The organism is Vibrio artabrorum (assembly GCF_024347295.1).
Lineage (GTDB): Bacteria > Pseudomonadota > Gammaproteobacteria > Enterobacterales > Vibrionaceae > Vibrio > Vibrio artabrorum.
The window spans coordinates 2,523,843-2,547,328 of the sequence record NZ_AP025458.1 but is presented as its reverse complement, the minus strand read 5'-3'; the positions used below and the strand labels follow the sequence as shown (position 1 = coordinate 2,547,328).

Annotated in this window: 21 protein-coding genes; 9 read left to right on the top strand and 12 right to left on the bottom strand. The window is 43.5% G+C overall.

What is annotated here, in order from left to right; genetic code table 11:
- Positions 1–71 precede the first annotated feature (71 nt).
- Positions 72–1,499: a sugar porter family MFS transporter gene (locus tag OCU36_RS11360; protein ID WP_132980895.1), complete on the top strand. Its 1,428-nt coding sequence runs from the start codon at positions 72–74 to the stop codon at positions 1,497–1,499.
- A 48-nt stretch (positions 1,500–1,547) separates the two neighbouring features.
- Here the strand turns inward: OCU36_RS11360 and OCU36_RS11355 are convergent, their stop codons facing one another.
- Entirely contained in the window at positions 1,548–2,825 is a 1,278-nt protein-coding gene (locus OCU36_RS11355; protein ID WP_261838098.1) for an ROK family transcriptional regulator, read from the bottom strand.
- 214 nt (positions 2,826–3,039) lie between these two features.
- On the opposite strand from OCU36_RS11355, the gene OCU36_RS11350 reads away from it, so the two are divergent.
- Positions 3,040–4,002 (top strand): aldose 1-epimerase, encoded by a 963-nt coding sequence (locus OCU36_RS11350; protein ID WP_132980893.1) that lies wholly within the window; start codon positions 3,040–3,042, stop codon positions 4,000–4,002.
- A gap of 171 nt (positions 4,003–4,173) precedes the next feature.
- On the opposite strand, the gene OCU36_RS11345 is transcribed toward OCU36_RS11350, so the two are convergent.
- From OCU36_RS11345 to OCU36_RS11305, 9 genes are all read right to left on the bottom strand, one after another.
- Positions 4,174–4,407, bottom strand: a complete 234-nt coding sequence (locus tag OCU36_RS11345; protein ID WP_261838097.1) for a hypothetical protein — start codon at positions 4,405–4,407, stop codon at positions 4,174–4,176.
- A 13-nt stretch (positions 4,408–4,420) separates the two neighbouring features.
- On the bottom strand, positions 4,421–4,708 hold the full coding sequence (locus OCU36_RS11340; protein ID WP_261838096.1) for a hypothetical protein: 288 nt from the start codon (positions 4,706–4,708) through the stop codon (positions 4,421–4,423).
- 55 nt (positions 4,709–4,763) lie between these two features.
- Complete coding sequence (locus OCU36_RS11335; protein ID WP_226088531.1) at positions 4,764–5,093, bottom strand: hypothetical protein; 330 nt, start codon at positions 5,091–5,093, stop codon at positions 4,764–4,766.
- 47 nt (positions 5,094–5,140) lie between these two features.
- Complete coding sequence (locus OCU36_RS11330; RefSeq protein ID WP_261838095.1) at positions 5,141–5,908, bottom strand: transcriptional regulator; 768 nt, start codon at positions 5,906–5,908, stop codon at positions 5,141–5,143.
- Positions 5,909–6,045: 137 nt separating this feature from the next.
- On the bottom strand, positions 6,046–6,222 hold the full coding sequence (locus tag OCU36_RS11325; RefSeq protein ID WP_004735711.1) for a hypothetical protein: 177 nt from the start codon (positions 6,220–6,222) through the stop codon (positions 6,046–6,048).
- Between the two features lie 3 nt (positions 6,223–6,225).
- Entirely contained in the window at positions 6,226–6,669 is a 444-nt protein-coding gene (locus OCU36_RS11320) for a DUF2787 domain-containing protein (RefSeq protein ID WP_261838094.1), read from the bottom strand.
- Between the two features lie 46 nt (positions 6,670–6,715).
- Positions 6,716–7,153, bottom strand: a complete 438-nt coding sequence (locus OCU36_RS11315; protein WP_207897955.1) for a DUF2787 domain-containing protein — start codon at positions 7,151–7,153, stop codon at positions 6,716–6,718.
- The gene (gene radC / locus OCU36_RS11310) at positions 7,150–7,623 is read right to left on the bottom strand and encodes a RadC family protein (RefSeq protein WP_261838093.1); all 474 of its coding nucleotides are present in this window, start codon (positions 7,621–7,623) and stop codon (positions 7,150–7,152) included. The genes OCU36_RS11315 and radC overlap by 4 nt, the downstream gene beginning before the upstream one ends.
- A 465-nt stretch (positions 7,624–8,088) precedes the next feature.
- Complete coding sequence (locus OCU36_RS11305) at positions 8,089–8,994, bottom strand: LysR family transcriptional regulator (protein WP_261838092.1); 906 nt, start codon at positions 8,992–8,994, stop codon at positions 8,089–8,091.
- A 108-nt stretch (positions 8,995–9,102) separates the two neighbouring features.
- Here OCU36_RS11305 and accD point away from each other — a divergent pair, with 108 nt between their 5' ends.
- Positions 9,103–9,969 carry an acetyl-CoA carboxylase, carboxyltransferase subunit beta gene (gene accD, locus OCU36_RS11300; protein ID WP_029189428.1) on the top strand — a complete coding sequence of 289 codons (867 nt, stop codon included), beginning with the start codon at positions 9,103–9,105 and terminating at the stop codon, positions 9,967–9,969.
- Positions 9,970–10,302: 333 nt separating this feature from the next.
- Here the strand turns inward: accD and OCU36_RS11295 are convergent, their stop codons facing one another.
- Both OCU36_RS11295 and OCU36_RS11290 read right to left on the bottom strand, forming a co-directional pair.
- On the bottom strand, positions 10,303–11,238 hold the full coding sequence (locus tag OCU36_RS11295) for an LPD25 domain-containing protein (RefSeq protein WP_261838091.1): 936 nt from the start codon (positions 11,236–11,238) through the stop codon (positions 10,303–10,305).
- A 116-nt stretch (positions 11,239–11,354) separates the two neighbouring features.
- Positions 11,355–12,047 (bottom strand): hypothetical protein, encoded by a 693-nt coding sequence (locus tag OCU36_RS11290; protein WP_261838090.1) that lies wholly within the window; start codon positions 12,045–12,047, stop codon positions 11,355–11,357.
- Between the two features lie 241 nt (positions 12,048–12,288).
- On the opposite strand from OCU36_RS11290, the gene hsdR reads away from it, so the two are divergent.
- From hsdR to OCU36_RS11260, 6 genes are all read left to right on the top strand, one after another.
- Complete coding sequence (gene hsdR / locus OCU36_RS11285; RefSeq protein WP_261838089.1) at positions 12,289–15,792, top strand: type I restriction-modification system endonuclease; 3,504 nt, start codon at positions 12,289–12,291, stop codon at positions 15,790–15,792.
- A 180-nt stretch (positions 15,793–15,972) separates the two neighbouring features.
- Positions 15,973–17,547, top strand: a complete 1,575-nt coding sequence (locus tag OCU36_RS11280) for a class I SAM-dependent DNA methyltransferase (RefSeq protein WP_261838088.1) — start codon at positions 15,973–15,975, stop codon at positions 17,545–17,547.
- Positions 17,547–19,013, top strand: coding sequence for a restriction endonuclease subunit S (locus OCU36_RS11275; RefSeq protein WP_261838087.1), 1,467 nt, complete (start codon positions 17,547–17,549; stop codon positions 19,011–19,013). The genes OCU36_RS11280 and OCU36_RS11275 overlap by 1 nt, the downstream gene beginning before the upstream one ends.
- A 51-nt stretch (positions 19,014–19,064) precedes the next feature.
- The gene (locus tag OCU36_RS11270; RefSeq protein WP_261838086.1) at positions 19,065–21,554 is read left to right on the top strand and encodes an McrB family protein; all 2,490 of its coding nucleotides are present in this window, start codon (positions 19,065–19,067) and stop codon (positions 21,552–21,554) included.
- Positions 21,544–22,869 (top strand): McrC family protein, encoded by a 1,326-nt coding sequence (locus OCU36_RS11265; RefSeq protein WP_261838085.1) that lies wholly within the window; start codon positions 21,544–21,546, stop codon positions 22,867–22,869. Before OCU36_RS11270 ends, OCU36_RS11265 begins: the two co-directional genes overlap by 11 nt.
- A gap of 98 nt (positions 22,870–22,967) precedes the next feature.
- Positions 22,968–23,396 carry a Panacea domain-containing protein gene (locus OCU36_RS11260; protein WP_261838084.1) on the top strand — a complete coding sequence of 143 codons (429 nt, stop codon included), beginning with the start codon at positions 22,968–22,970 and terminating at the stop codon, positions 23,394–23,396.
- The last annotated feature ends 90 nt before the right edge of the window (positions 23,397–23,486 follow it).

Below are 23,486 nucleotides of genomic sequence, written 5' to 3'. Positions count from 1 at the left end.
TCTATCGCCTGAGGTGACTATGACTATAAAACAATAACTTGAATAAACGTGTACCTCTACAAGGATTGATTATGAGTAAGACAAGCGATCAACTTAACATGAGAAATATTTGGCTCATCAGCCTAGTTGCTGCCTGCGGTGGGTTGTTATTTGGTTACGACTGGGTGGTTATTGGTGGGGCAAAGCCCTTCTATGAAGCCTATTTTAATATTACTAGTGCGTCGTTGTCTGGTTGGGCAATGAGTTCAGCGTTACTGGGTTGTATGGCAGGGGCGTTCATCGCTGGTACTGTCTCTGATAAATACGGGCGTAAACGTCCTTTGATCTTAGCGGCACTCTTGTTTGTGATTTCTGCTTGGGGTACCGCAATGGCAGGCAGTTTTAATGCATTTATTGTCTTTCGTATTATTGGCGGGATAGGGATAGGTTTAGCCTCAGCGTTATCACCTATGTATATCGCCGAAATTGCACCTGCGGAAAAACGTGGTAAGTTTGTGGCGATTAACCAGCTAACCATTGTTATCGGGGTATTAGCGGCGCAAATCATTAACTTGGTGATTGCAGAACCTGTGGCAACTGGCGCAGCACAAGCTGACATTTTACAATCATGGAATGGTCAAATGGGTTGGCGTTATATGTTTGGTGCAGAATTGGTACCAGCACTCGCGTTTTTACTTCTGATGTTTGTGGTGCCTGAATCGCCACGTTGGTTAGTGAAAATGGGAATGGCAAAAAAAGCTAAAGGCACATTACGTCGTATTGGTAGTGAAAGCTATGCTAGCCGCACCGTGGCAGAAATTGAAAGTACACTGTCAGCCGAAACCCGTTCGCTACCTTTTAGTGCGTTGTTAAAGCCAGATGTAAAACCCATTTTAATCATTGGTGTGGTGTTGGCAGCGTTCCAACAGTGGTGTGGGATCAACGTGATTTTCAACTACGCCCAAGAGATTTTTGCTTCCGCTGGGTTTGACATTAACGACACCTTGAAATCGATTGTAGCCACGGGATTAATCAACCTAGTCTTTACGATTTTGGCAATTCCGTTTGTTGATAAAATTGGCCGTCGTAAATTAATGATTGTCGGATCATTTGGCCTAACCATTATTTACGGCTTAATGTCTGCAGCTTATGCATTCGGCATGTTAGGGCTTCCTGTGTTGTTATTAGTGCTGGTGGCTATTTCTATCTACGCCCTGACTTTAGCGCCAGTGACTTGGGTTTTGTTATCTGAAATCTTCCCGAACAAAGTACGTGGTACAGCCATGTCGGTTAGCACGCTTGCACTATGGGTGGCGTGTTTCGCACTCACATATACCTTCCCATTGCTTAACGCAGGGCTCGGCGCATCGGGTTCTTTCTTACTGTACGGTGTTATTTGTGCTTGTGGCTTTGTTTTCATCTATCGCCACGTGCCAGAAACCAAAGGTCGTTCATTAGAAGAGTTAGAGAAAGAGTTGGTGGTTCAATCCGCTAATTTAGGCAAAGAAGTAAAAGCATAACCAATACAAATAACCATAACTAAAAAGATCACCGTTAGGTGATCTTTTTTATGCGTGAAACAAACTATCTAGCTCCTGTTCAACCCATAAATAACTCATTCCCATCACTCGTTCTATTTGGCTTAGCTGACCAAACGACACCAGTGTTTGATCTTGGCGGCGGGCACTCTTATCTTCAAACGGATTCGTGAGTGTTTGATCTGTGATCGTATTCAACCAAGGTTGCCCCAAGGCACAAGTGTTGCCGTACAGAATGATCTTATTGATGTTCAGGGTGATCAGAAAATTATATAAAGCTTGACCAAGCACTATTGCGGCGCGCTGAGCGACATCTAATGCGATAGGATCGTTTTGTTGGTAGCGCAGAACAAAATCATCAAACGCGAGAGCTTGTTCTTCTATCATAGCCTCAAGTGTTTGCAGGTAATGCGTAATCTCACTCTTATGATCCGCCTTACTTTGACTGTGTAACGCAGATTGTTGAGAGTAGCGATCGCACAAGGCTTTTGAACTGGCTTCGGTCTCTAAACACCCTTCTCGGCCACAACCGCAAATAATGCCGTTATTTGCTACTTTAGTGTGACCGATTTGTCCACTACCAAACATTTTTCCGCGGTAGATATTATTGTTGATCAGGAACGAAGAGCCGATCCCGTAATCGATATTCAGTACACAGAAATCTTGCCTGCTGTGGCCACCTAACCATTTTTCTGCTAATGCCATCATTACACAATCATTATCAACTAGCACATCAACACGTAAGCGTTGTTCGAGAATGTATTTAAGTTCTATGGATTGTGTCCATGGGGCTTGTGGCATTCGCATTGACGATCCAACATGAGTATCCACTTGCCCATGTACTGCAATCGATAACCGATAAGGTGTGGTGCGGTTTATTTGGCGACAAGCAACAATCACATTAACTATATCGTCGATAAGTGCCTCTGGCGTAGCAGGGGCGATGGCTTGATTGATGAACACAGAGCAAGGGTTAATTTGATTATCAACCATGACGGCCTGAATACGAGTCGGGGACACGTTAAGACAAATGGTATCGGGGCGATGGCGCGATACATTGTACAAGCCTTTAAAGTTGCCCTTGCTTACTTCTGGCGACACGGTATTTTCAACGCGACCTTGATCGATTAATGCATCAATGATCTTGGTGATTGCTGGAATGCTTAACTGCGTTGCCTGCGCTAGTTGTGACTTGGTCATCCCTTTGTTTTTATACAGCAACTCCATGATGATACGGCAGTTATATTGTCGCACCTGTTGGTTGTTAAGGCCCTTCTGGCCATTGAACCCTAAGGTATTGGTCATCATTGTTTGTCACCACCTAATCAAAGTCGCTCAATTGGCCGCATGATTAACCCTATTAATAAGCACCTTTAGGAATCAGCGTTTAGTAATAAGTGTTAAGTAATCCCTGTGACCTCGCTATCACTTAACTAACCATCACCCACTTACAGTAGCTTCTAAGCCGGTTGCGGGTTAATTAGCAAGTAGCATGGTATCACAACGGTAGAAGGGTTAATTTATGGCAATTCACACACTCGAAAATGACACATTAAAACTGATAATTAATGAGTTGGGTGGGGTTATTGATGCCTTTCAATACACGCATAACAATAAATGCAATCAAGGTGAAGAACATGCTTTCAATATTCTGAGACCACGAACAAAGCTGAGTGAAAATAATGCGGGAGAAGCCAGCATGTTCCCTATGGTACCCATGGTGAACCGCATTAGAGGTAATAGCTTTGAATGGCTAGGACATCAAATAACATTGCCTATTCATTCACAAATAGATCCCGATTTCTTTTTACACGGTGATGGCTGGTTAACCCATTGGCAACTGTGTCGACAGAACCAACAAGAGTTATGGCTAGAATTAGCGATGACATCAGACATTAAAGGCGTGTGTCACTATCAAGCCAAGCAGCGTTTTCAGCTTGAACAAGACAGCTTGATTGTAACCATGACAGTGACCAATCTTAGCAAGGAAGCCTTTCCATTCGGGGCGGGTTTCCACCCTTTCTTTCATTGCTTACCGGATACGCGTGTGCAATTCCCTGCGCTTGGGTGGTGGCGAGAAGATGAGACTTATCTACCAATAGACTATACAAGCGTTATCCCTCCTATGTACAGTTTTGAACGAGCAAAACCTATTCCAGAAATATGGCTTAATAATGGTTACCGTCTGGATAAATCAGGAGTAAAAGCCACATTAAAACACGGTAACGGGTTATTAGTAACGCTTATTAGTCCGTGTAATTACCTGCAAGTGTATAAACCCATAGGGCCAGCGAGTTTTCTGTGTTTAGAGCCTCAAAGCCAAGCGGTAAATGCGCATGCGTGTTTATCGTCATTCGGCACTTCTAACGATAATTCAATTCATGAAAGTTTAGGACTTACCATACTTGCCATGCATCAGAGTATGCAACTTACTATGACCATTAAAATAGATAGTAGTTTATATAGGCTTAATTCTAAAGCTTGATAAAATTCAATTAGATGGCTACTTAAATACATCTTTTATTTCATTAATTTATAGGTACAAGGTAACGAGTGCCGCCTATAAGATACAAGTGTATTTATGTACAGAAGCAAAAAAAAGAATGGGGAGCAATCACGCTCCCCATTATATCATTTTGAGCCTTTGTTGGTGGCACTACTTTTCTTTGATGGCTTCACAGCCTTTAGGTATCGCAACCGACGATGCCTGTTTACCTGCGTTTAGGGCTGCTTTCACATCCAACTTGTATTGAGTGCATTTACCTACACTGACGTTAACCGCTCCCGTTTCTACCGATGGATTACCTCCAAGCGAACCACCACCTTGAGCTAAAACAAAAGGTGATGCTAGGGTTGTCAGTAGAACAAGTGTGTTTGTGATGTTTTTCATGGTGTCATTCTCACTATAATTTTAAAAAGAAAATTGGGGGGTAGTTAGACGTTTGTTCAGCTTCAGATGAGCACTTATTCTTATCGGAGATATGACCGTTAAGCTTTCCACACGCATCGGCTGTCCAATGTAGAAGCGCTCCAGCGACAAGAGTGGATTGAGGGCCTTGTTTTCCATTCCAGTGTTTTTCCAGATGCTCCTTAGATATGTTTGGTGTTCCACCGAGCGCAGCGTTTGCCATTGATGAAACGCTTAGAGATGAGCTCAATGCAATCGCAATGAGTACGTATGATTTTTTCATATTCGATCCTTATTGGTGTTGAAAAATAGATGAGTTGTTTTGTTTTGCTTTCGGTTTAGAAGGTGTAAACAAAGGTGCCAGCCGTTGAAGTGACTTCAATTTCTTTCACGTTATCGACAGTGCAGTTGTTGCTGTATCCCGTGTAGGTTTCCCCGAACTTCAATGAAACGTTTCTAGATAGCTCTGAGGCCGTACCAGCAGGAATACGACAATTACCTCGGTTAATCACAACGTCGGTGATGACGGTGTTGTTGGTGATGGCTTGTAGGTCAAAGACTAAGCTTCCCCAATGAGAGTTGGTGGAGATAGATACTTCTATATCCGCAACGGCTTCAGGAGATTCTTCCTGTTCAGTGCATCCTGTTGCTCCTATAAACAGGGCCATCGTGACTGCGTATCGAACCGATTGGTTTAGTCGATGTTTTATTTTTGTCATGGGTTTACTCTCCTCATTGGTGAGTGAAATTCTGGGTAGCCTGTTCCTTCGTGAGCCAGCATGAACTGCTCAACATTGAAGTCAGAGGGATAGGTAAATGAAAATGTCGATACACTGGCCTCATTGATGAGTGGTAAGGCAACGGTGTGTATTGGATGTTGGTCGGATAACCGAAAGAGCAGCAAGAGCGCGTCAAACTGAACCGAGAGTCCCAGTGGTTCAATGAGCGTTTGCTCTTGCTGCAAAGCTTGGCTAGAGACCTTTAGCATTCGGTTATTAAGTAATGCTTCATGGACTGACCCTAAGACTTGTTGCTGCTTGTTACTCCAGCTTCTTGTATTAGGCAGGTTGAGGTGTACTTTACTTAGCCAAAGTTGTTCTTTTGAAATGGCTAAAGCCTTATCCCGTAAGGGGTTGTCTCTCTCCGAGGACCGACCCTGTCCATAATTCATCGCATCAGGAATAAGCGGCTGTAAGTACTTGTTGGTCAGTTGCCAATAGAGCATTTCTTGCTTATTTAGCTTCAGTAATTGCTCGGATGTTTTTCGGTAAACATGGGGCATGCTCATCGAATCGCACTCTACGTTAAACACCTCCACAATGATGTCATCGAGATAACGTTTGATACTGCGCGTGGTGCGGTGGATATCGATTAGGGCTAACTGCTGCTGCAACTCCCTAACGGTGATCCATCGATGTTGAGGAATAAGCATCAGCGTGTGCAGCAAAGCAGATAAGCCTTCAATGCTGGTTTTATTGCTCATGACTACTCTCTCAATACATAGCGCTCCATGTTGGAGTCGGACATTTAATGTCGGGAGAATAGAGGTGGGTTCGACACATAATGTCCAACGGTTAAAGCGCCATCAATCGGCTTTGCGAAAGCGTGAGTCGATTAACATTATCGATGGTTGTTTTTATCTCTCAGCTCTGAGATGGCTACCAGTAACCCAATCAGCAGTACCACCAGAAAGCCTAAAGTCGTTAGGGTTCCTATGGCACCAAAGAAAGGGGAAAGAGAAAGTAACGTGATGAGGGCAGAGATAAGTTTGATGGTTTGTAGAAGAAGGGAAGTCATGAGTTATTGCGGGGTAAGAGTAATATCGTCGAATGTCTCCATCTCGACGTATGCGAGAAAATTACTCTCCCACAATCGATACAGCTCGACAGCGTTACGGTTATCTTTCATTGAAAACCAACCGTGATAGCTGGCAAAGCATTGACGAGCGCGAAAGTCAAAATCCAAATTCCGCTCAAGCTCAGGGTAGTAGCTCCCCATATAAGCAAAGTCTGTGATGTACTCAATACACCATTCTTCTCTTGAAGACTGGCAAATAGAAATTTCGACAGGGTGAAAGCCACCAGCATCAGCACTGTAAGTTTTATCACGAAAGTTAAAGACCACATGACGGCTGGTGGAGAGCGTTTCATTGTTAAGCAAATGAGCCGAGTAACGCGCATTAAGCAACGCATACAGCTTCTTAGAAACAGGTAGGGGTAATGACGTAAAGGCTAATTGGGACATCGACAGTCCTCCTTGTTTAGGGATAAATCAGAAAGTAGTTAGGGATTTAGTTAAACGAGCTGACTAGCGAGAGTTGCACGCTATCAAAGACGTTGCGGCTTAGGTGGCGAGTTAATGCATTCACCCAAGCAGAGAGCACCTCTTGCACTTCTGGATGGGATAAATCCGCTGTACCTGTATCGGGTTGATAAAACCAACGATTAGCAAGATGAAAGTACAGCTCCGGCTCTACGCTAGTACTGTTGTCATTAGGGTAAGAAAAGCTCGCAAAGAACACGATGACCCAAGGCTCTGAGATTGACTCTCGTTTGAGCTGTATCTCTATAGGGTGCAGTCCTTGACGATGGCGGTAGTAACTCATTTGACGGCAGTTCAATACCAGTCTTTCAGCCTGTTCAGGTAGTGTGTGACCAGTAAGAAGACTTTCTAGTGACGAGAGCAGTGCATCATTGATACTGATATCACCATAGTGTTGTTCAATCATAACCAGCCTCGCTCAGCAAATGAGGTGCAGATTTCGCCTGTTACGATATGGTCCAATACGCGCACATCCACCAGCGCTAAAGCGTCTTTGAGTCTTTCGGTGATACGTCTATCCGCTTGTGAGGGGGTAGAGTCGCCTGAAGGGTGGTTGTGAGCCATAATCACCGCAGCTGCATTCACTTCCAACACAGCTTTTACTACTTCTCTTGGGTAGACACTGGCGGCATCGACGGTGCCATGAAAGAGCTCTTTAAACTCAATCAGTCGGTTTTGGTTATCCAGTAGCAGTAAAGCAAATACTTCACGTTCATAGCTGCCGAGTTTGCAGCGTACATACTCTTTGGTCGCATCTGGGCTAATTAAGGCATCACCACGTACATAGCGTGTCGCGAGTATCTCAGCGGCATGCTCTAGGATTTCATTCTCTTGATAGCGCTGTTGTTTTTTGTAATCAGAATTAGGGGTAGTCATTACGGGCTCCTGTCGGATTCAATGATGGGGTTTCACATTGATGACATATGCCTGAATTTTTTTTGTTTTAGAGTATAGATTAAGGAGGAAACGGATGAAGGGAATGGCTGGTTCCTACTGAGGGTAGGTGGCTTGTTAGTTTTAAGAGGGAAAGCTGCTGGCATTAGAATGAGAGAGGGCTGGAGAGAGTCGCTGGTGATCACAACCAAACCGCCCCAGTGGTTAGCTCGGATCTGCCCCAAAGCGCGTTAACGTAATTACTCAGTGGCGGATCTCGTGCCATTGAAATCACCGTACTTTTACTCATAGTTACCAGTTAAGAGGCCGTGACTGAAAACTCACACTCCCGAGCATCGCACGGCCTATACCCAGTAGCCGTACTTTTGCATAACAATTCATATAGCTAGCCATTTATTCCAAAAGAGGTGGCTAATACAAAGTCTGTCATCAGAACTACTCTTGTATCTATGTACCTTTATCTATGTTTGCTTGGTGCTGTAAGTGTTCGATAAACATCGGGATCTTTTTGGCCAAGTGTTTTCTGGAAGCATAAAAGACATACAAAACTAGATCTTCAGGTTCATACTCCAGTTCAACGATTTCCAAAGAGCCAGCATCTATCTCATTAAGGCAGGATTCGATTGGTAGTATAGCGAAACCCAAACTAGCTAATGCACCTGATTTGGCAAGATGTCCACTATTAACTTTAAATGAGGACTGCACCTTCTGGGTAATTAGCTCACCTTTAACGTTTTTGAAAACCCAAGGAGTACCATTTAATGCGGTAAAACTATTGATGCAAGGAACGTGTTTCAAATCAGTAATCTGAAAAGGTCTGGGAGAGGTCTGTAGAAGTTGAGGGGATGCTACAACAACACTTTGCCAACGTTTAACTTCCTTAGCTACCCAACTGTTGTCTTCGAGCTTTCCTCTGTGAAAACTTAAAATGACGTCAAACCCATCAAGTAAATCTTCCTTGGGACTAATGCTCGTATCACAGCACAATGAAATTGAGGGATGCAGGGTACAAAAAGAAACCACTGCTTTGGCTAAAGCTGGAGAATCAGGCATTAGGACTTTAAGTTGTCCTATTACTTCATGAGAATGAAGGGTCACTTCCTCGAGTGCATCATTAAGTTTGTCCAGCAGCGGCTGTGTTCGTAAATAAAGATGTTCTCCTGCATCTGTCGGAGCAATTCGCCGTGTAGTTCTGTCAAATAGTCGTGTATCCAATCGCTCTTCCAGCAAAGCGATATGGCGACTGACGTTTGATGTCGGCAAGCTTAGAAATTCCGCTGCACGTTTAAAGCTGTTGTTCTCGTAGACACAATGAAAACTTTTTAACCACTGCTGGTCAATCTTATCTAACATTTCGTTTAATCCCATAATATTGGATTATTAAATCCATAAGCCATACTTTATTACCAGAAACTGGCTTATACAATACCCATTACTGAAGTCGTATGGTAAAGGTGTCCCATGAGTTGGTTAGAAAAGCTATTAGATAAAAAGAATATAATCCGTACACGCAAGGCGTCGATCCCAGAAGGAGTATGGACTAAATGTCCCTCATGTGACCAAATCCTCTACCGCATGGCTCTTGAGGAAAATTTGGAGGTGTGTCCTAAATGCAATCATCATTTGAGAATGTCGGCACGCCACCGCTTAGACAGCTTTCTGGATAAAGGCGAACGCGTTGAGATTGCCAGTGAATATGAACCACAAGATTTACTGAACTTTAAAGATCTGAGACGCTATAAGGAACGCCTTGCTGTAACCCAGAAAAGTACAAGGGAAAAGGATGCCTTAGTTGTGATGGAAGGAAAGTTGCTGGGCTTACCTGTTGTTGCCTGTGCTTTCGAGTTTTCTTTTATGGCTGGCTCAATGGGTTCTGTTGTCGGCGCTCGTTTTGTCCGTGCGGTTGAGGCTGCTATTGATGCAAATTGTGGATTAGTTTGTTTTTCTGCCAGCGGTGGTGCTCGCATGCAAGAGTCCCTGATGTCGTTAATGCAAATGTCTAAAACCAGCGCAGCGTTAAATCGTTTGTCCAGTGCAAGTCTCCCTTATATATCTGTATTAACAGACCAAACATTGGGTGGTGTGTCAGCGAGTCTAGCCATGCTGGGAGATATTAATATCGCGGAACCAAAGGCAATTATTGGGTTTGCTGGGCGTCGTGTCATCGAGCAAACCGTTCGTGAGAAGTTACCCCAAGGCTTTCAGCGAAGTGAGTTCCTTTTAGAGCATGGCGCTATCGACATGATTGTAGATAGACGTGAGATGCGCAAGCGAATTGGAGGGCTAATAGCTAAGATGACTAATACCACTATTCCACTGGAAACATAGTTTATAGGTTCTGTAACGAAATTGAGCTAGCAAACTAGAATGATACTCACTGAATACTTGCATAAAAATTTTGAGCAAAGCATGGTTACGATGCTCGTTATTGTCCAGAATCTTCCATCTTAGGCACTGCGGAAAGCGGTGCTTGATTGCTTTTTGAGATACGAGAAGTTATCTGAAAGCTAGATTGTAGAGTATTTACGTTAACTTGCTTTTGTCCAGAAATTAGTTTCAAACCTTGCAAGTTGACTGTGATCACCAAGCGACTTTGGCGTTGATAATGGCAAAAAAAATAAGACTACATTGAAAGAGGCGAATTGATCGCCTCTCTTTCTTTTATTCGCCTATCGCGATCTCACCTAAAGGCACATACCGTGCTTTGTTGTCCTCTCTGTAAAAGTTTCGCTTCTTGATTTGCCATCCATAACGAATATATTTGGTGTCAGTTAGGTAATAGCCTTCTCCCATGGCAAAGCGTTCACGGTGTTCAATGCTTTTCTCTGGATCGTTAAGAACAGCCGTTTCAGGGTGATTCAGACATGCCTTACGCAGCTCAGGGAATAGGTTTCGAGAGTGTTTCGACCAAGCGAGAATGATGGTCTTTAATGTTTTGGTGTGAAACTCTCCTGCATACGGCTCACTGATTTCAGCGTCATAGTCCGTGAGTGTGGCAACAATCACGCCCTTTGCCCATTGTGGTACTTCTAAGGTCTCTTGAAACGCCTCCTCCGCTTGTTGGTGTTCACGCCACGCTCTTTCCCGCTCCTGTTGTTTGGCTTCTTCTTTTGCAGCTTCTTCGGCTTTAGCTTGCTCCTCGACCTGTTTAACTTGCATACGCCCTAGGTCTACGAATGAGTGGTCCAATTCATAAGTGTTTATGAGTTCGATTAACTGCTGGTGGTGTTTGTCATAAAGCCAAGGCTTATCGACATCCCCTTTATGCTGACGGTAATAACGAGCCATACTTAAACAGTGTTCAGCAAAACCCTGATCATTACCACCACAGCCTAAATCTAAGCGGCATTCGTGCTGATATTCATTGTCAAAGGTCACGGTTACTTTTGTTTTGTCGTACCCGCCTAATGGATTGCGTTTAGCAACCTCCAGAGCTTTCTTTTCGAATTCATTAAAGTCATAGAGTGTTTCTTCAGTGAACTCGCGAGATTCCGACCATTGGACAAGTACTGTGATCGGTTTAATTTTTTTTGCCTCTGATGTGAGTAAAGAATCCTGTTGGTCTTTGGATGAGCTGTTTGGTTGTGTTGTTTGCATGAGTGCTTCCTTTTTACGAATAAAATAAAAAAGGCCACCTTGTTAAAAGATGGCCTATAGATGGTGGATAAACGTGTTTTTGGGTTGTTAAGCGGTTTTGTTAACGGGGTGGAGTATTAGATAGAGTGCTTCTTTACAGCGTGATAGGGCGGCTCTGAGCCATTTATCCAGCACTTGCCTTGGTAACCATTGATGAGCTGCTGAAAGAGCCACATCTCAAAAGCAGACTTGGGTTTTATTGAGACATCAAAGCCATCGTCATCAAATCGTTGCCGTTCTTTCCAAGTTGCATCTAAATCACTTAGCTGCGTTTTTAACTCATCTAGTTGGGTTTGTTTCGAGGTGTCCAATGGCGCTTTAAGCCATATCTCTAGAGTGTGGCAATACGGCATCACGCCATAGTCTTTAGCGAGATTCAGTGTGTTACGTAATGCACGTATCCAACTTTCTGCTTTGGTATCGCGACCATTGAGTTTGACATCTCCTGATTCAGCGGCTGCTGACCAGTCACAACCGTATTTCACGAGTAGTTGGTTGAATGTGTTTACACCACAGAACTGCCAGCTACGTGCTCGTTTGTTTGTCTCCGTGTCAAAGAGATTGCTAGAGCCAATAAGTATATGGAGCATGAATAAGTCTTCTGCTCGCAGTCTAAGTCTGTAACGTTCGTATAGGGCTTGTTTGAGTTCGTTTGGGGTTCGGATGTCGGTATGGTTTAAACGTTCTTTGAAGAATATACAGGCTTGCTGAACAACGTCTTCTTTTGGTACACGCAGCGCCAGTTGCTCATAGACAATGTCATAGGACATAAGGAGGGCTCCTGTGGTTGGGGATTCCTATCAATGATATATATCTGAATCTGTTTGGATTTGTTTTAGGTAGGTCTAAACATTAGGCGGGTAATCAGTTCATGAGTATTTTACTCTTGAGGGAGACTTTATCTTTTTAGGGGAAATGTGAGTTTTCTCTTACGTAATGATGAAATTACGAATGGGATAAGTATGAAATCATGTAAACTGCATCTAGGTTTCAGTTGGCTCAGGGACACTCATGGCTTCGTCAAACTTTGATTTTTTACAAGGGGTTAATGACACCTTGTATGCGATTGCGCTTTCTGCTGAGCGCAATTTGCACCAAGATCCTCACACTACCTTGTTTAAGGTTCGTTTACTCTCCGAAGAGATCGTTGGCTTTATCGCAGAGCTAGTTAAGCTCGCTCCGAATTTATCAACCTTTGACCAGCTAAAAGAGTTGGGAAATCGGGGACTCTTAGATGATGAACGATTAACAATATTTCATGCACTGAGAAAGCATGGCAACAAAGCTGCGCATGGTTATTACAATAATCCGGTTGCAGCAGGCCACGCTTTAGAAATCTCTCATAAAGCTGCGACGATTTACTATCGAGTTAAGACAGGTGAAGCTAATTTTCAACCACCAAAGTATGTTCCGCCAGTTGAAGAGCAAACAGCAGAATTGGTCGAGCAATCCAAGAAAGAGATTGCGCGGCTAAAAGAAGTAATTAAGCAGTTGGAAGCGCAGCAATCAGTTGAGCTTGCTCTACCACACCGTCAATTCAAATCTCTGGTTGGATTCAAGCAGCAGCTATCCGTATTAGAAGCCAATGATTCAATGAGTGTAGAGAAAGCCAAAGCTCGCATTCGTGAATTAGAAACCCAATTACGTGAGCGCAGCCAAGAACAACCGACCAACCTCGATGAAGCTGAAGAAGCTAAAACGCTCAAGCAGCGTGTCGAGATACTTAAAAATAGCCGCTTTGACTTAACGGAAGACCAAACTCGATTCATTATCGATCAGCAGTTACGAGATGCCGGGTGGGAAGCTGACTCAGTTGTTCTTGATTACCGTAAAGGTGTTCGTCCTGAGAAAGGACGTAATATGGCAATTGCAGAGTGGGAAATGCAGGGGCAGAAGCATCGTGCTGATTATGTCTTGTTTGTTGGCTTAATCCCTATTGCAGCCGTTGAAGCGAAAAGAAAGCGCCTTAACGTTTCTGGCGCAATTGCTCAAGCAGAGCGTTATAGCAGAGAGTTTGATCCTCAAAGTATCGTTAACCTTGAAGACGAGATTAAGCCAGCTTGGATAGAGGCTGGACGCAGCGAATCGTGGCAAGGATGTGAAGGTGAAGCTAACTATAAACTACCTTTTGTCTTTGCTTGTAATGGCAAGCCTTTCTTACGTCAAATGCAAGAGCAAAGCGGAACATGGTTCCGTGATTGTCGTTTAGCATCTAATGCAAAACGTGCCTGTCAGAGCTTTATGAGCCCCGCAGGGCTACTGGACTTACTGCATCGAGATCACCATAAAGCACAGCAAGAGATGATTGTTGAGCCGTTTGAGTACCTTGGTCTGAGACCATATCAGAAAAAGGCTGTTATCGCGGTAGAAGAAGCACTAGCTCAAAATAAACGTGAAAGTTTATTAGCCATGGCTACAGGTACAGGTAAAACTCGTACCATCATTGGCCTGCTTTACCGCTTCCTGAAAACGGAAAGATTTAAACGTATTTTATTTCTCGTCGACCGCTCTGCTCTAGGTGATCAAGCGACTGAAGCTTTCGATGAAACACCTTTAGAGCAAAAACGTCGTTTGTCCAATATCTATGACATAAAAGAAATGTCAGATAAGTTGCCAGAGGCTGAGACTCGCGTACATGTTGCTACCGTGCAGGCCATGGTGAAGCGTTTGTTTGAAGATAAAGACAGCGACAATGATAATGCGGTGATCCTACCCGTTGACCAATACGACTGTATTATCGTTGATGAAGCTCACCGTGGTTATACATTGGATCAAGAGTTGGGTGAAGCTGAGTTAGTAGCGCGAGACCCTAACCTTTATCGTTCTAGTTACCGTCGTGTGCTTGATTACTTTGATGCCGTAAAAATCGGTTTAACTGCCACACCAGCCGCGCATACCGCAGAGATTTTTGGCCCCCCAGTTTACACTTATTCGTATCGTGAGGCGGTGGCTGAAGATTATCTTATCGACCATGAAACTCCAATCACCTATAAAACTAGGCTTAACCAAGCGGGTATAAAATTCAATCAAGGTGAGCAAGTCGACGTTGTTGATACCTTATCGGGAGAAGTGAATAGTGTAGAGCTTGAGGACGAGCTTGATTTTCATGTTGAGAATTTCAACCGCACTGTGATTAACGAGAATTTTGATCGTACGGTGTGTGAAGCTCTAGCTGAAGATATCGATCCAACCAGCCAAGAGAAAACCATGATCTTCTGTGTTACCGATCAACACGCAGATAGAGTAGAACGCTTACTGGTAGAAACCCTCCAGAAGATCCATGGTGATGATATTCCTGCTCATGCCGTGCAAAAAATCACGGGTAGCACGGATAAAGTGAAGCAAGCCATCCGTAAGTTTAAAAACGAAACTTTCCCCAATGTAGCAATTACGGTCGATCTACTGACTACAGGCATTGATGTACCTAAGATTTGTAATCTTGTCTTTATGCGCAGAGTTAAGTCGCGCATTTTGTACGAACAAATGTTAGGTCGAGCTACGCGTCGTTGTGACGAAATTGGTAAAACCGTATTTAGAATTTTTGACCCGGTTGACCTGTATGCCTCGTTAGAGCAAGTGAACACCATGAAGCCCGTGGTTAAAAGGCCGAATATTACAATTGAGCAATTGATTGATGAAGTGTCTGACGAGCGTAATCTTGATTTAGCTGGCAGTGAAGAAGGACGCAGCTTTGCAGAAGATGCTCTTGATGAACTAAGCCAAAAGGTCATGCGTGTTATGCGCAAGGCGCAGACGCGAGCAGAAAAAGACCCAATTCTGAAACAAGAGCTGGAGAGTATTGAACAAGAGTGGGGATGTCCTGCTGATAAAATCCACCAGCAACTGCACCAAGCTGGACCTAAGCAAGCAGCACAAATGCTAAAGCAGCACAGTAGTTTAGCTAAGCGAGTTGAGAGTGTGCGAGGGATGCTAAATGGTGGTGAGAAATACATTATTTCTGATCATGAGGATGAGTTTATCATTCGAGAGCAGAACTTTTCTGCTTACAGTAAACCAGAGGATTATCTCACCGCCTTTGAGCGCTTCATTAAAGATAATCTTAACAGTAATGCCGCTCTTAATGCCGTTGTGAGTAAGCCCAAAGAGCTGACTCGTGCTCAGTTAAAAGAGATTCGTATCTTACTGGATAACCAAGATTTTAAAGAAGCCGATTTACAAAGCGCATGGAAGAAGACAACGAATCGCGATATTGCTGCGTCGATAGTGGGTCACATACGCAGGGCAGCGCTAGGTGAAGCGTTAATGCCTTATGAGCGACGTATAGATATGGCAATGGATAGTATCTATGCCATGCATTCATGGACTAAGCCTCAGCTTAAATGGCTGGATCGCATTGCCAAGCAACTTAAGAAAGAAATTGTCTTACAAACGGATGATATTAATCGAAGTTTTGCTCAAGATGGTGGCTCTATGGGGTTAGATAAGCGTTTGAATGGGCAGCTAGAGCAAGTTTTAGCTGCACTAAATGAGCACATTTGGCAGCAACAAGGTTAACAAAAACTGCATTCCGCTCTAGGACGGTGCTGGTGGTATTGTCGTCAATCAGTACATGAACGACCATAAGGCCAAAGCTAATTTAAAGGCTGAGTGATACACTCAGCCTAATTATTTTTATTTGTATTTTGCCAGCTCGTTTACATAAAACAAGCTGTGCACCCGCTAGGAAAAAGCAAAATGAACAACAATGAAATCGTACAAAAACTTTGGAAACTGTGTGACGTACTACGTGATGACGGTATTACTTACACGGACTACGTCACTGAATTAGTGTTGTTGTTGTTCATAAAAATGGAAACCGAACAAGCGGAAGCCGGAATTACTCAACATGTATTGCCTGAAGGGTGTCGTTGGTCGGATATCGCAACTCAGACCGGTATTAAACAGTATGATAACTACCGTCAAATGCTGCTTGATCTGGGTAAACACCATGATCCATTGCTTGCTGCAATTTATGCAGGTGCACAAACAAGCCTTAAAGAGCCTAAGCACCTTAGTCAATTAGTGAAGCGTATTGATGAACTTGATTGGTTCTCAGCACGTGAAGATGGTCTAGGTGACTTGTATGAAGGCTTGTTAGAGAAGAATGCTAATGAAACCAAATCGGGTGCAGGTCAATACTTCACCCCGCGTCCATTGATCGACGCTATCGTTAAGTTGATGAACCCACAAGCAGGCGAAACTATTCAAGATCCCGCAGCAGGTACGGCTGGCTTCTTAATTGCTGCTCATGAGTTTATTAAAGATAAAACTGATGATCTTTATGACTTAGGTGAAAAAGAGCAAGATTTTCAAAAGCGCAAAGCTTATAACGGCATGGAGCTAGTTCCTTCTACGCGCCGCTTAGCTTTGATGAACTGTCTATTGCACGGTATTGAAGGTGAGGGCGAAGGTGCTATTCATCAAGGTAATACCCTAAGTGGCGAAGGGGCACAACTACCGAAAGTGAACCTGATTCTTTCTAACCCGCCGTTTGGCACATCTAAAGGTGGCGGTGGTCCAACTCGTGATGATTTGACCTATGAAACCAGTAATAAGCAACTGGCGTTTTTGCAGCACATTTATCGTCATTTAAAGCCGGGTGGTCGTGCCGCTGTCGTACTTCCAGATAACGTCTTGTTTGAGGCAGGTGTGGGGCAAAAGGTTCGAGCGGACCTAATGAACAAGTGTAACCTTCACACCATCCTGCGTTTACCTACAGGGATTTTTTACGCCCAAGGGGTGAAGACCAACGTACTGTTCTTCCAAAAAGGCACGCCAGAAAACAAAGACCAAGAAGAAAACTGCACGACCAGTACATGGGTGTACGACATGCGTACCAATATGAATACTTTTGGTAAACGACGTCCATTGACTGAAAAACACTTCGCATCTTTTATTGAAGCTTATGGTAGTGATGCTAACGGTCAATCACCGCGTAACGAAGGTGTGTGGCAACAGCTTGGTGAAGTTGAGAGTGACGCTGAAAATACATCGGAAAACGCTCGTTGGAAGAAGTTTAATCGTGAATACATTCGCGACACTAAAAGCGATAGCCTAAATATTTCATGGCTTAAAGACCTAGAAGCTACCAGCGCTGAAAACTTACCAGAACCAGAAGTATTAGCTGGTGAAGCGATGGCGGAGCTCACTGAAGCGATGTCTGAGATCTACCAATTAATGCAAGCGCTAGGCGCACACGACGAAGCTGAAGGGCAAAAGCAGTTGCTTGAAGAAGCATTTGGCTTGGCAGAAAAGTCGGAGATTGAGTGATGAATGATTTGCCAACAGGATGGAAGAAAATCCAATTAGGCGAAGTAATTGAACTAAAGTATGGAAAATCCTTACCTGCGAAGACTAGGGATGGAGATGGCTTCCCCGTATATGGTTCAAATGGAGTTGTTGGCAAGCACTCAACCCCTTTAGTAAGCACGGGTGGTTTGGTTGTCGGTCGAAAAGGTTCTTTCGGTGAGGTACATATTAGTGATACGCCCTTTTCACCAATAGATACAACTTACTTTGTGGATGACATTCCAAGTGGCTCCATTAAATATTGGTATTATCAACTTAAAAAGCTTCCACTGACCAAGCTAAATCGCTCGACCGCTATACCGGGACTGAATCGAGAGGACGCTTATAAGCAGGCAATACTTTTACCACCAGAGCCAGAACAAAAACGCATCGTAGAAAAACTCGATGAAGCATTGGCACAGGTCGACACCATAAAAGCGCGTTTAGATAGTATCCCGAATATACTCAAGCGCTTCCGCCAGTCGGTACTGACTTCAGCTGTATCGGGTAAGTTGACGGAGGAGTGGCGTGTTGACAATAGTCAACAGGTTTCCCTTAGTGATATCGAGGATGCGTTTGTGTCTGGATGGGAATCTGAAAAAAGAAAAGATTTTCTGGCGAAAGGAAAAACGCCTAAAAATGAGAGCTGGAAAGCAAAGTGCCCAACCCCTTATCTCCCTACTGATAATGAGAGTGAATTTGTAGGTGATTTGCCTGCAACTTGGCTGTTAACGTCCGTAGATCAACTAACCAAGTTTGTTAAGGATGGACCTCATTACAGTCCTAAGTATGTTGATGATGGAATTGAGTTCATCAGTGGTCGCAATATCACTATAAAAGGTATTGATTTTTCGTCTTCCAAATACATATCTCAAGAGTTGCACGAGGAGTTAAGTGTTAGATGTAAACCTGAATTTAACGATGTACTGCTAACAAAGGGAGGGACTACGGGCGTTTCGTGCGTGAACAAGCATACACACGAGTTTAATGTTTGGGTTCACGTTGCAGTCCTTAGAGTCACATCAGAAGAAATAATAATGCCCGAGTACTTAAGTTTATTCTTTAATTCACCGATTGGTTACGCCCAGTCTCAGAACTATACTCATGGTGTAGCCAATCGCGATTTGGGGCTCAAACGCATGGTTAAGATTTGCTTGGGCTTGCCGTCTTTAAGTGAGCAAAAAGAAATCGTCCGCCTAGTTGACCAATACTTCGCATTTGCTGAAACAATCGAAGCGCAGGTGAAAAAAGCCCAAGCAAAGGTGGATAACCTTACGCAAAGTATTCTTGCTAAAGCCTTTCGTGGTGAGCTAGTGCCGCAAGATCCAAACGATGAGTCCGCCGATAAACTGCTTGAGCGTATTGCTAAGGCCCGAGAGGAAGCTGAAGCGTTAGCCAAAGCAGCTAAGAAAGCGGAAGCTGCCAAAAAACGCGCAGCGAAAGCATAATTGATAATTATATAAGCACGCCATTGAGCGTGCTTTTTTGTGGGTATGAAAATGTCAGAGTATTTATTAACGTGGAACCCAAAGCATTTCATTACAGGTGGCGATGGGAACGAAAGCGGTAAGTTGGATTACGAAGTCGGAGATGAAGTCCGTTGGTCTTGTCACAGTAAGAAGCCCAAGATTGGTGATGTAGTTTACTTAATCCGCTTAGGTACTGAGCCTAGAGGAATTATCGCTAGAGGTAAGGTGACAAAAGAAAGTTACTTGGATTCAGGTTGGAAAAATCCAGAAAAGCAGACAGCCTATATTCAATTTGAACTAGAAGACATTCGCCACTCCTGCGAAGAGGGTTTATTGCCTATGTTACTTCTTAACTCAGCGATGCCAGAGCAACAGTGGAGTCCCCAAACATCAGGTATTCTGGTTAAAAATGAATATGAAGAGATATTGGCGGAGTTATGGGATTCTGGCAAGAACAACCATTCATTAACGCAATTGCTATCTTGGGATAAACAAAGTCACTTTAACCCCAATGGTTGGTATAAAGACTATCAAGATACCTGTCAGTTGGCTAAGCAGATAAAAGAAGGAAAAACGGTATCAGAGGAGAATGTACATAAGCTCTGGTATGAGAAATCCAACGGTATTGCGAGTGTTGGGCAGGGCTTTATGTACAAACGAGAGCTAAGCAATAACGTTAGCTATTTGCAAAAGCTGACGGAAAAAATTATTAAGTCCCCCGCGAAAGAGACTTATGAAAGTACTCTAAAAAATTGGCGTACGGACGGTGAGTTTGATCGTGTACTGTGGACTGTCATTCATAGGTTATTTGGTGCTGCATCTCCAGAGCAGTATACCAGTATCGCTGGCAGAGATTATTTAAGCACCGTTATCGACTGTCTTAAAAAACAGTTTCAATTATCTATTAAACCAACAGGTAACTGGATCATTGATAATCAAAAGCTAGTTGAGGTAGTGAACACCTTGATTCCACATGACTGGGATGTACATACGAGAAATATTCATCTGTGGAATTTATACGAATGGGCAACTAAACGACACAAAAAAACTGAAGACATGGATCAGATACAAGAAGATGGAGAGGAGTACAGAGTGGAAAAGGAGATAACCTCAAGCTCTCAGAATGTGATTCTTTTTGGGCCTCCGGGTACGGGTAAAACTTACAAACTACAGCAACTTCAAGCCAAGTATAAAGGTCAGACAGAAGGTGTTGATGCATATCTTTGGCTACAAGAAAAAATTGCTCCACTGAATTGGATGCAAGTGTTAGTGCTGTCACTTCTTAGTTTAGGCAAAAAGGCGAAAGTATCTGATATCGTTGCCAGTAAATACTTCCAGACTAAAGCAAAGGTGAATAATCGAGATGGGAATTTAAGCCAGACTGCATGGAGTTACTTACAGAAGTTCACTGTATCGAATTCGACAACCGTTAATTACAAAGGCCGTGGTGAACCTGCGGTGTTTGATAAAACCAGTGATTCAGTTTGGCACCTTCTCGATGACAAATTGGAGCTGGTGGATGAACTACAGGTTCTACATAAAGAGTTAGAGCAAGGGCCACCACCCGGAACGGTTGTGAAACGCTTTTCCTCCACCACGTTTCATCAGTCCTACGGTTACGAAGAGTTCATTGAAGGGCTTAGAGCCTCCACGGATGGTGAGGGAAACGTACATTATTCTGTTGAGCCCGGAGAGTTTCTAAAGCTATGCCGTAGAGCAGAGCAAGATCCAGACTCTCAATACGCCATGTTTATTGATGAAATTAACCGTGGCAACATCTCGAAGATTTTCGGCGAGCTGATCTCACTAGTGGAGACCGACAAACGCAAAGATGGTGCTCACCCTATGTCTGTCAATCTTGCCTATAGCGGTAGACCATTTAGCGTGCCTTCGAATGTCGATATCATCGGCACAATGAATACAGCTGACCGCTCTATCGCCTTGATGGATACAGCGTTACGCAGACGTTTCGAGTTCATCGAAATGATGCCAGATATCCGCTTGTTTGAGTCCGATGGTTTAATCGATATTGGTAATAATCAGTATATTGATCTCGGTGAGTTATTGAAGTCGCTTAATGACCGTATCGAAGCCTTATACGACAGGGAACATACGCTAGGACATGCCTTCTTCTTTCCAACCTATAATGCTGCCAAAGCTGGGAATCATGATGAGGCGCTATCAAACCTCGCCAAGGCTTTTATCGGTAAAATCGTTCCTTTGCTTCAAGAGTATTTTCATGATAACTGGAGCAAGATCCGTCTCGTGCTAGGGGATAATCAAAAGCTCGGTAGTGATCGAAAAGAACTGCAAGCCTTGCAATTTGTGCGTCGAGAAAAAGTTGAGTACCAAAGGCTGTTCGGCAACCAGTATGAACCCGATGGGTACGCGTCAGACGAGTATCGTTATACTTTAGCCGATCAAAACGATGATATATGGACCAATGGTGAGTGCTATCTTGCTATCTACAAGCCGCAGTTGACTGAGGTGCTTGCCGCACAGGTGATGGATGAGAACTAACAAAGAGATCTCCCTGTTTGAGTTTTCTTATTTGGTCAGTGAGTCTAGCGATGTATGTAGAGAAGTGAATCATGTAGAGCCTATCGCGCCCTCTGCCTTCGTTTTTCTAAAGCAGATAGCGTTAGGCTCGAAAGAAGACAATAAGCTGTTCCGGCTTTGTAAAAAATCAGGGAGTGAAGCACTACAGGTGCGTAATCATGCGGGAGTGATCTTTACTCCCGATGGTACTCATATCGAAGTGTTGCCTAAAGTTGGTCGAACGTCGTCTAACCCGACACTCGCTAGAAAGTCATTATTGGTCATGCTTCGCGCTCTTAAAGGTTTTTCACATGTTCAAACGTCTAGCGCGTTAATTCATGAAGAGAAAATGCCTCTGCTTGAAGTGTTTATTGGTCAATTTATTAATTCAGTCCTTAACCTTGTTAAGAAGGGCTTGAAAAGTGATTATGTGCAGACAGTGGACAACCTTGCCTATCAGAAAGGTAAGCTCGTTTCCGCAGGACAATTGCGTAACAACTTGGTCACCAAACACAAGTTCTATTGCGAATATCAAGAGTATCTGGTTGATCGACCTGCTAATAGGCTGCTCCATTCTGCATTGAATATTGTTGCCAAGCTTTCCCGTAGCCCTAAGCACAAGAAGCAATTACAGGAACTCTTTTTTATTTTCGAAGAAGTTCCTTTAAGCCGAGACTATAAAAGTGATCTATCGAGATTAAGGTTAGATAGGGGAATGAGTCACTACCACACTCCCATTGCTTGGGCTACGTTAATACTCAACGGGTTTTCACCTCAGACAATGAAAGGGAGCAACCAAGCTATCTCTCTTCTGTTTCCAATGGAACGAGTATTCGAAGACTATGTAGCTAAGGTTTTACGTCAGCAGGTGCCTGATGATTTTGTTGTGAAAAATCAGGTTAAACGTAAAAGCTTGGTGGAACATAAACAAGCGAGTTGGTTTAAGTTACAGCCCGACTTGTTGCTTGAAAAGGGTGGATGTGTTGTGAGTGTTTTGGATACTAAGTGGAAGCTAGTAGACCAGACAAAAGACAACGGTTCCGATAAGTACGGTCTATCGCAAAGCGATTTTTATCAGATGTTTGCCTATGGACAACACTATTTCGATGATAGTGCAGATGAAAGGGAGGTGTTTCTGATCTATCCCGCACACGATGGTTTTGAGACAGCCATAGAGCAGAGTTTCGACTTCAATACTAGTGGTGATAACAAGTTGAAGTTGTGGATTGTACCGTTTGTAATCGAGGAGGGATCCACTGCTGGAGTGGTCTGGCCTAAAGAATGTCGATTAATATAAGAGCAGCGAGTGCCCTTAGTCGATATTAGTGAATATTTTAGACGATATTAAATAAAAACAATGAAATTTATCATACATATAGCGCAGTAGATGTTTCATTGAGCTTGCTTAAGCATGCGTATGAGCAAGGCAAATGTTTCTCCAATTTGCAGCTAGAGAAACTCACTTACGTATGCCATGGTTTGTCTTTAGCGCATTTTCAACGGCCTTTAGTGATTGATGACGTATTTGCTTGGAGGTTTGGTCCATTAGTGCCATCAGTGTATTTTCGTTTTAAGTCGTACGGAGTGGACGTTATTACTGAACAGGGTGATGTGGTTCTAGATGCTGAAAGCGAATCTATCGTGAAGGATGTTGTTTCTCAACTTGGTCATTTAACTGGACCACAGTTGATGGACCTAACACACCGTGATGGTAGTCCATGGCATCAAGTATGGGACGGGACGCACCAGAAAGTGATTCCAGATCATTTAATTCAATCCCACTACGCGCAAATTAGACAGTCAGGACGCACTACTAGCCTGTGAGTCATACAAGTGTTGTCAGTTTCTTTATTGACGCAGACTACCTAGTGAAGAATGTGCTTCTTTCCATAATGAAGTAAACAAAGTAGGTAA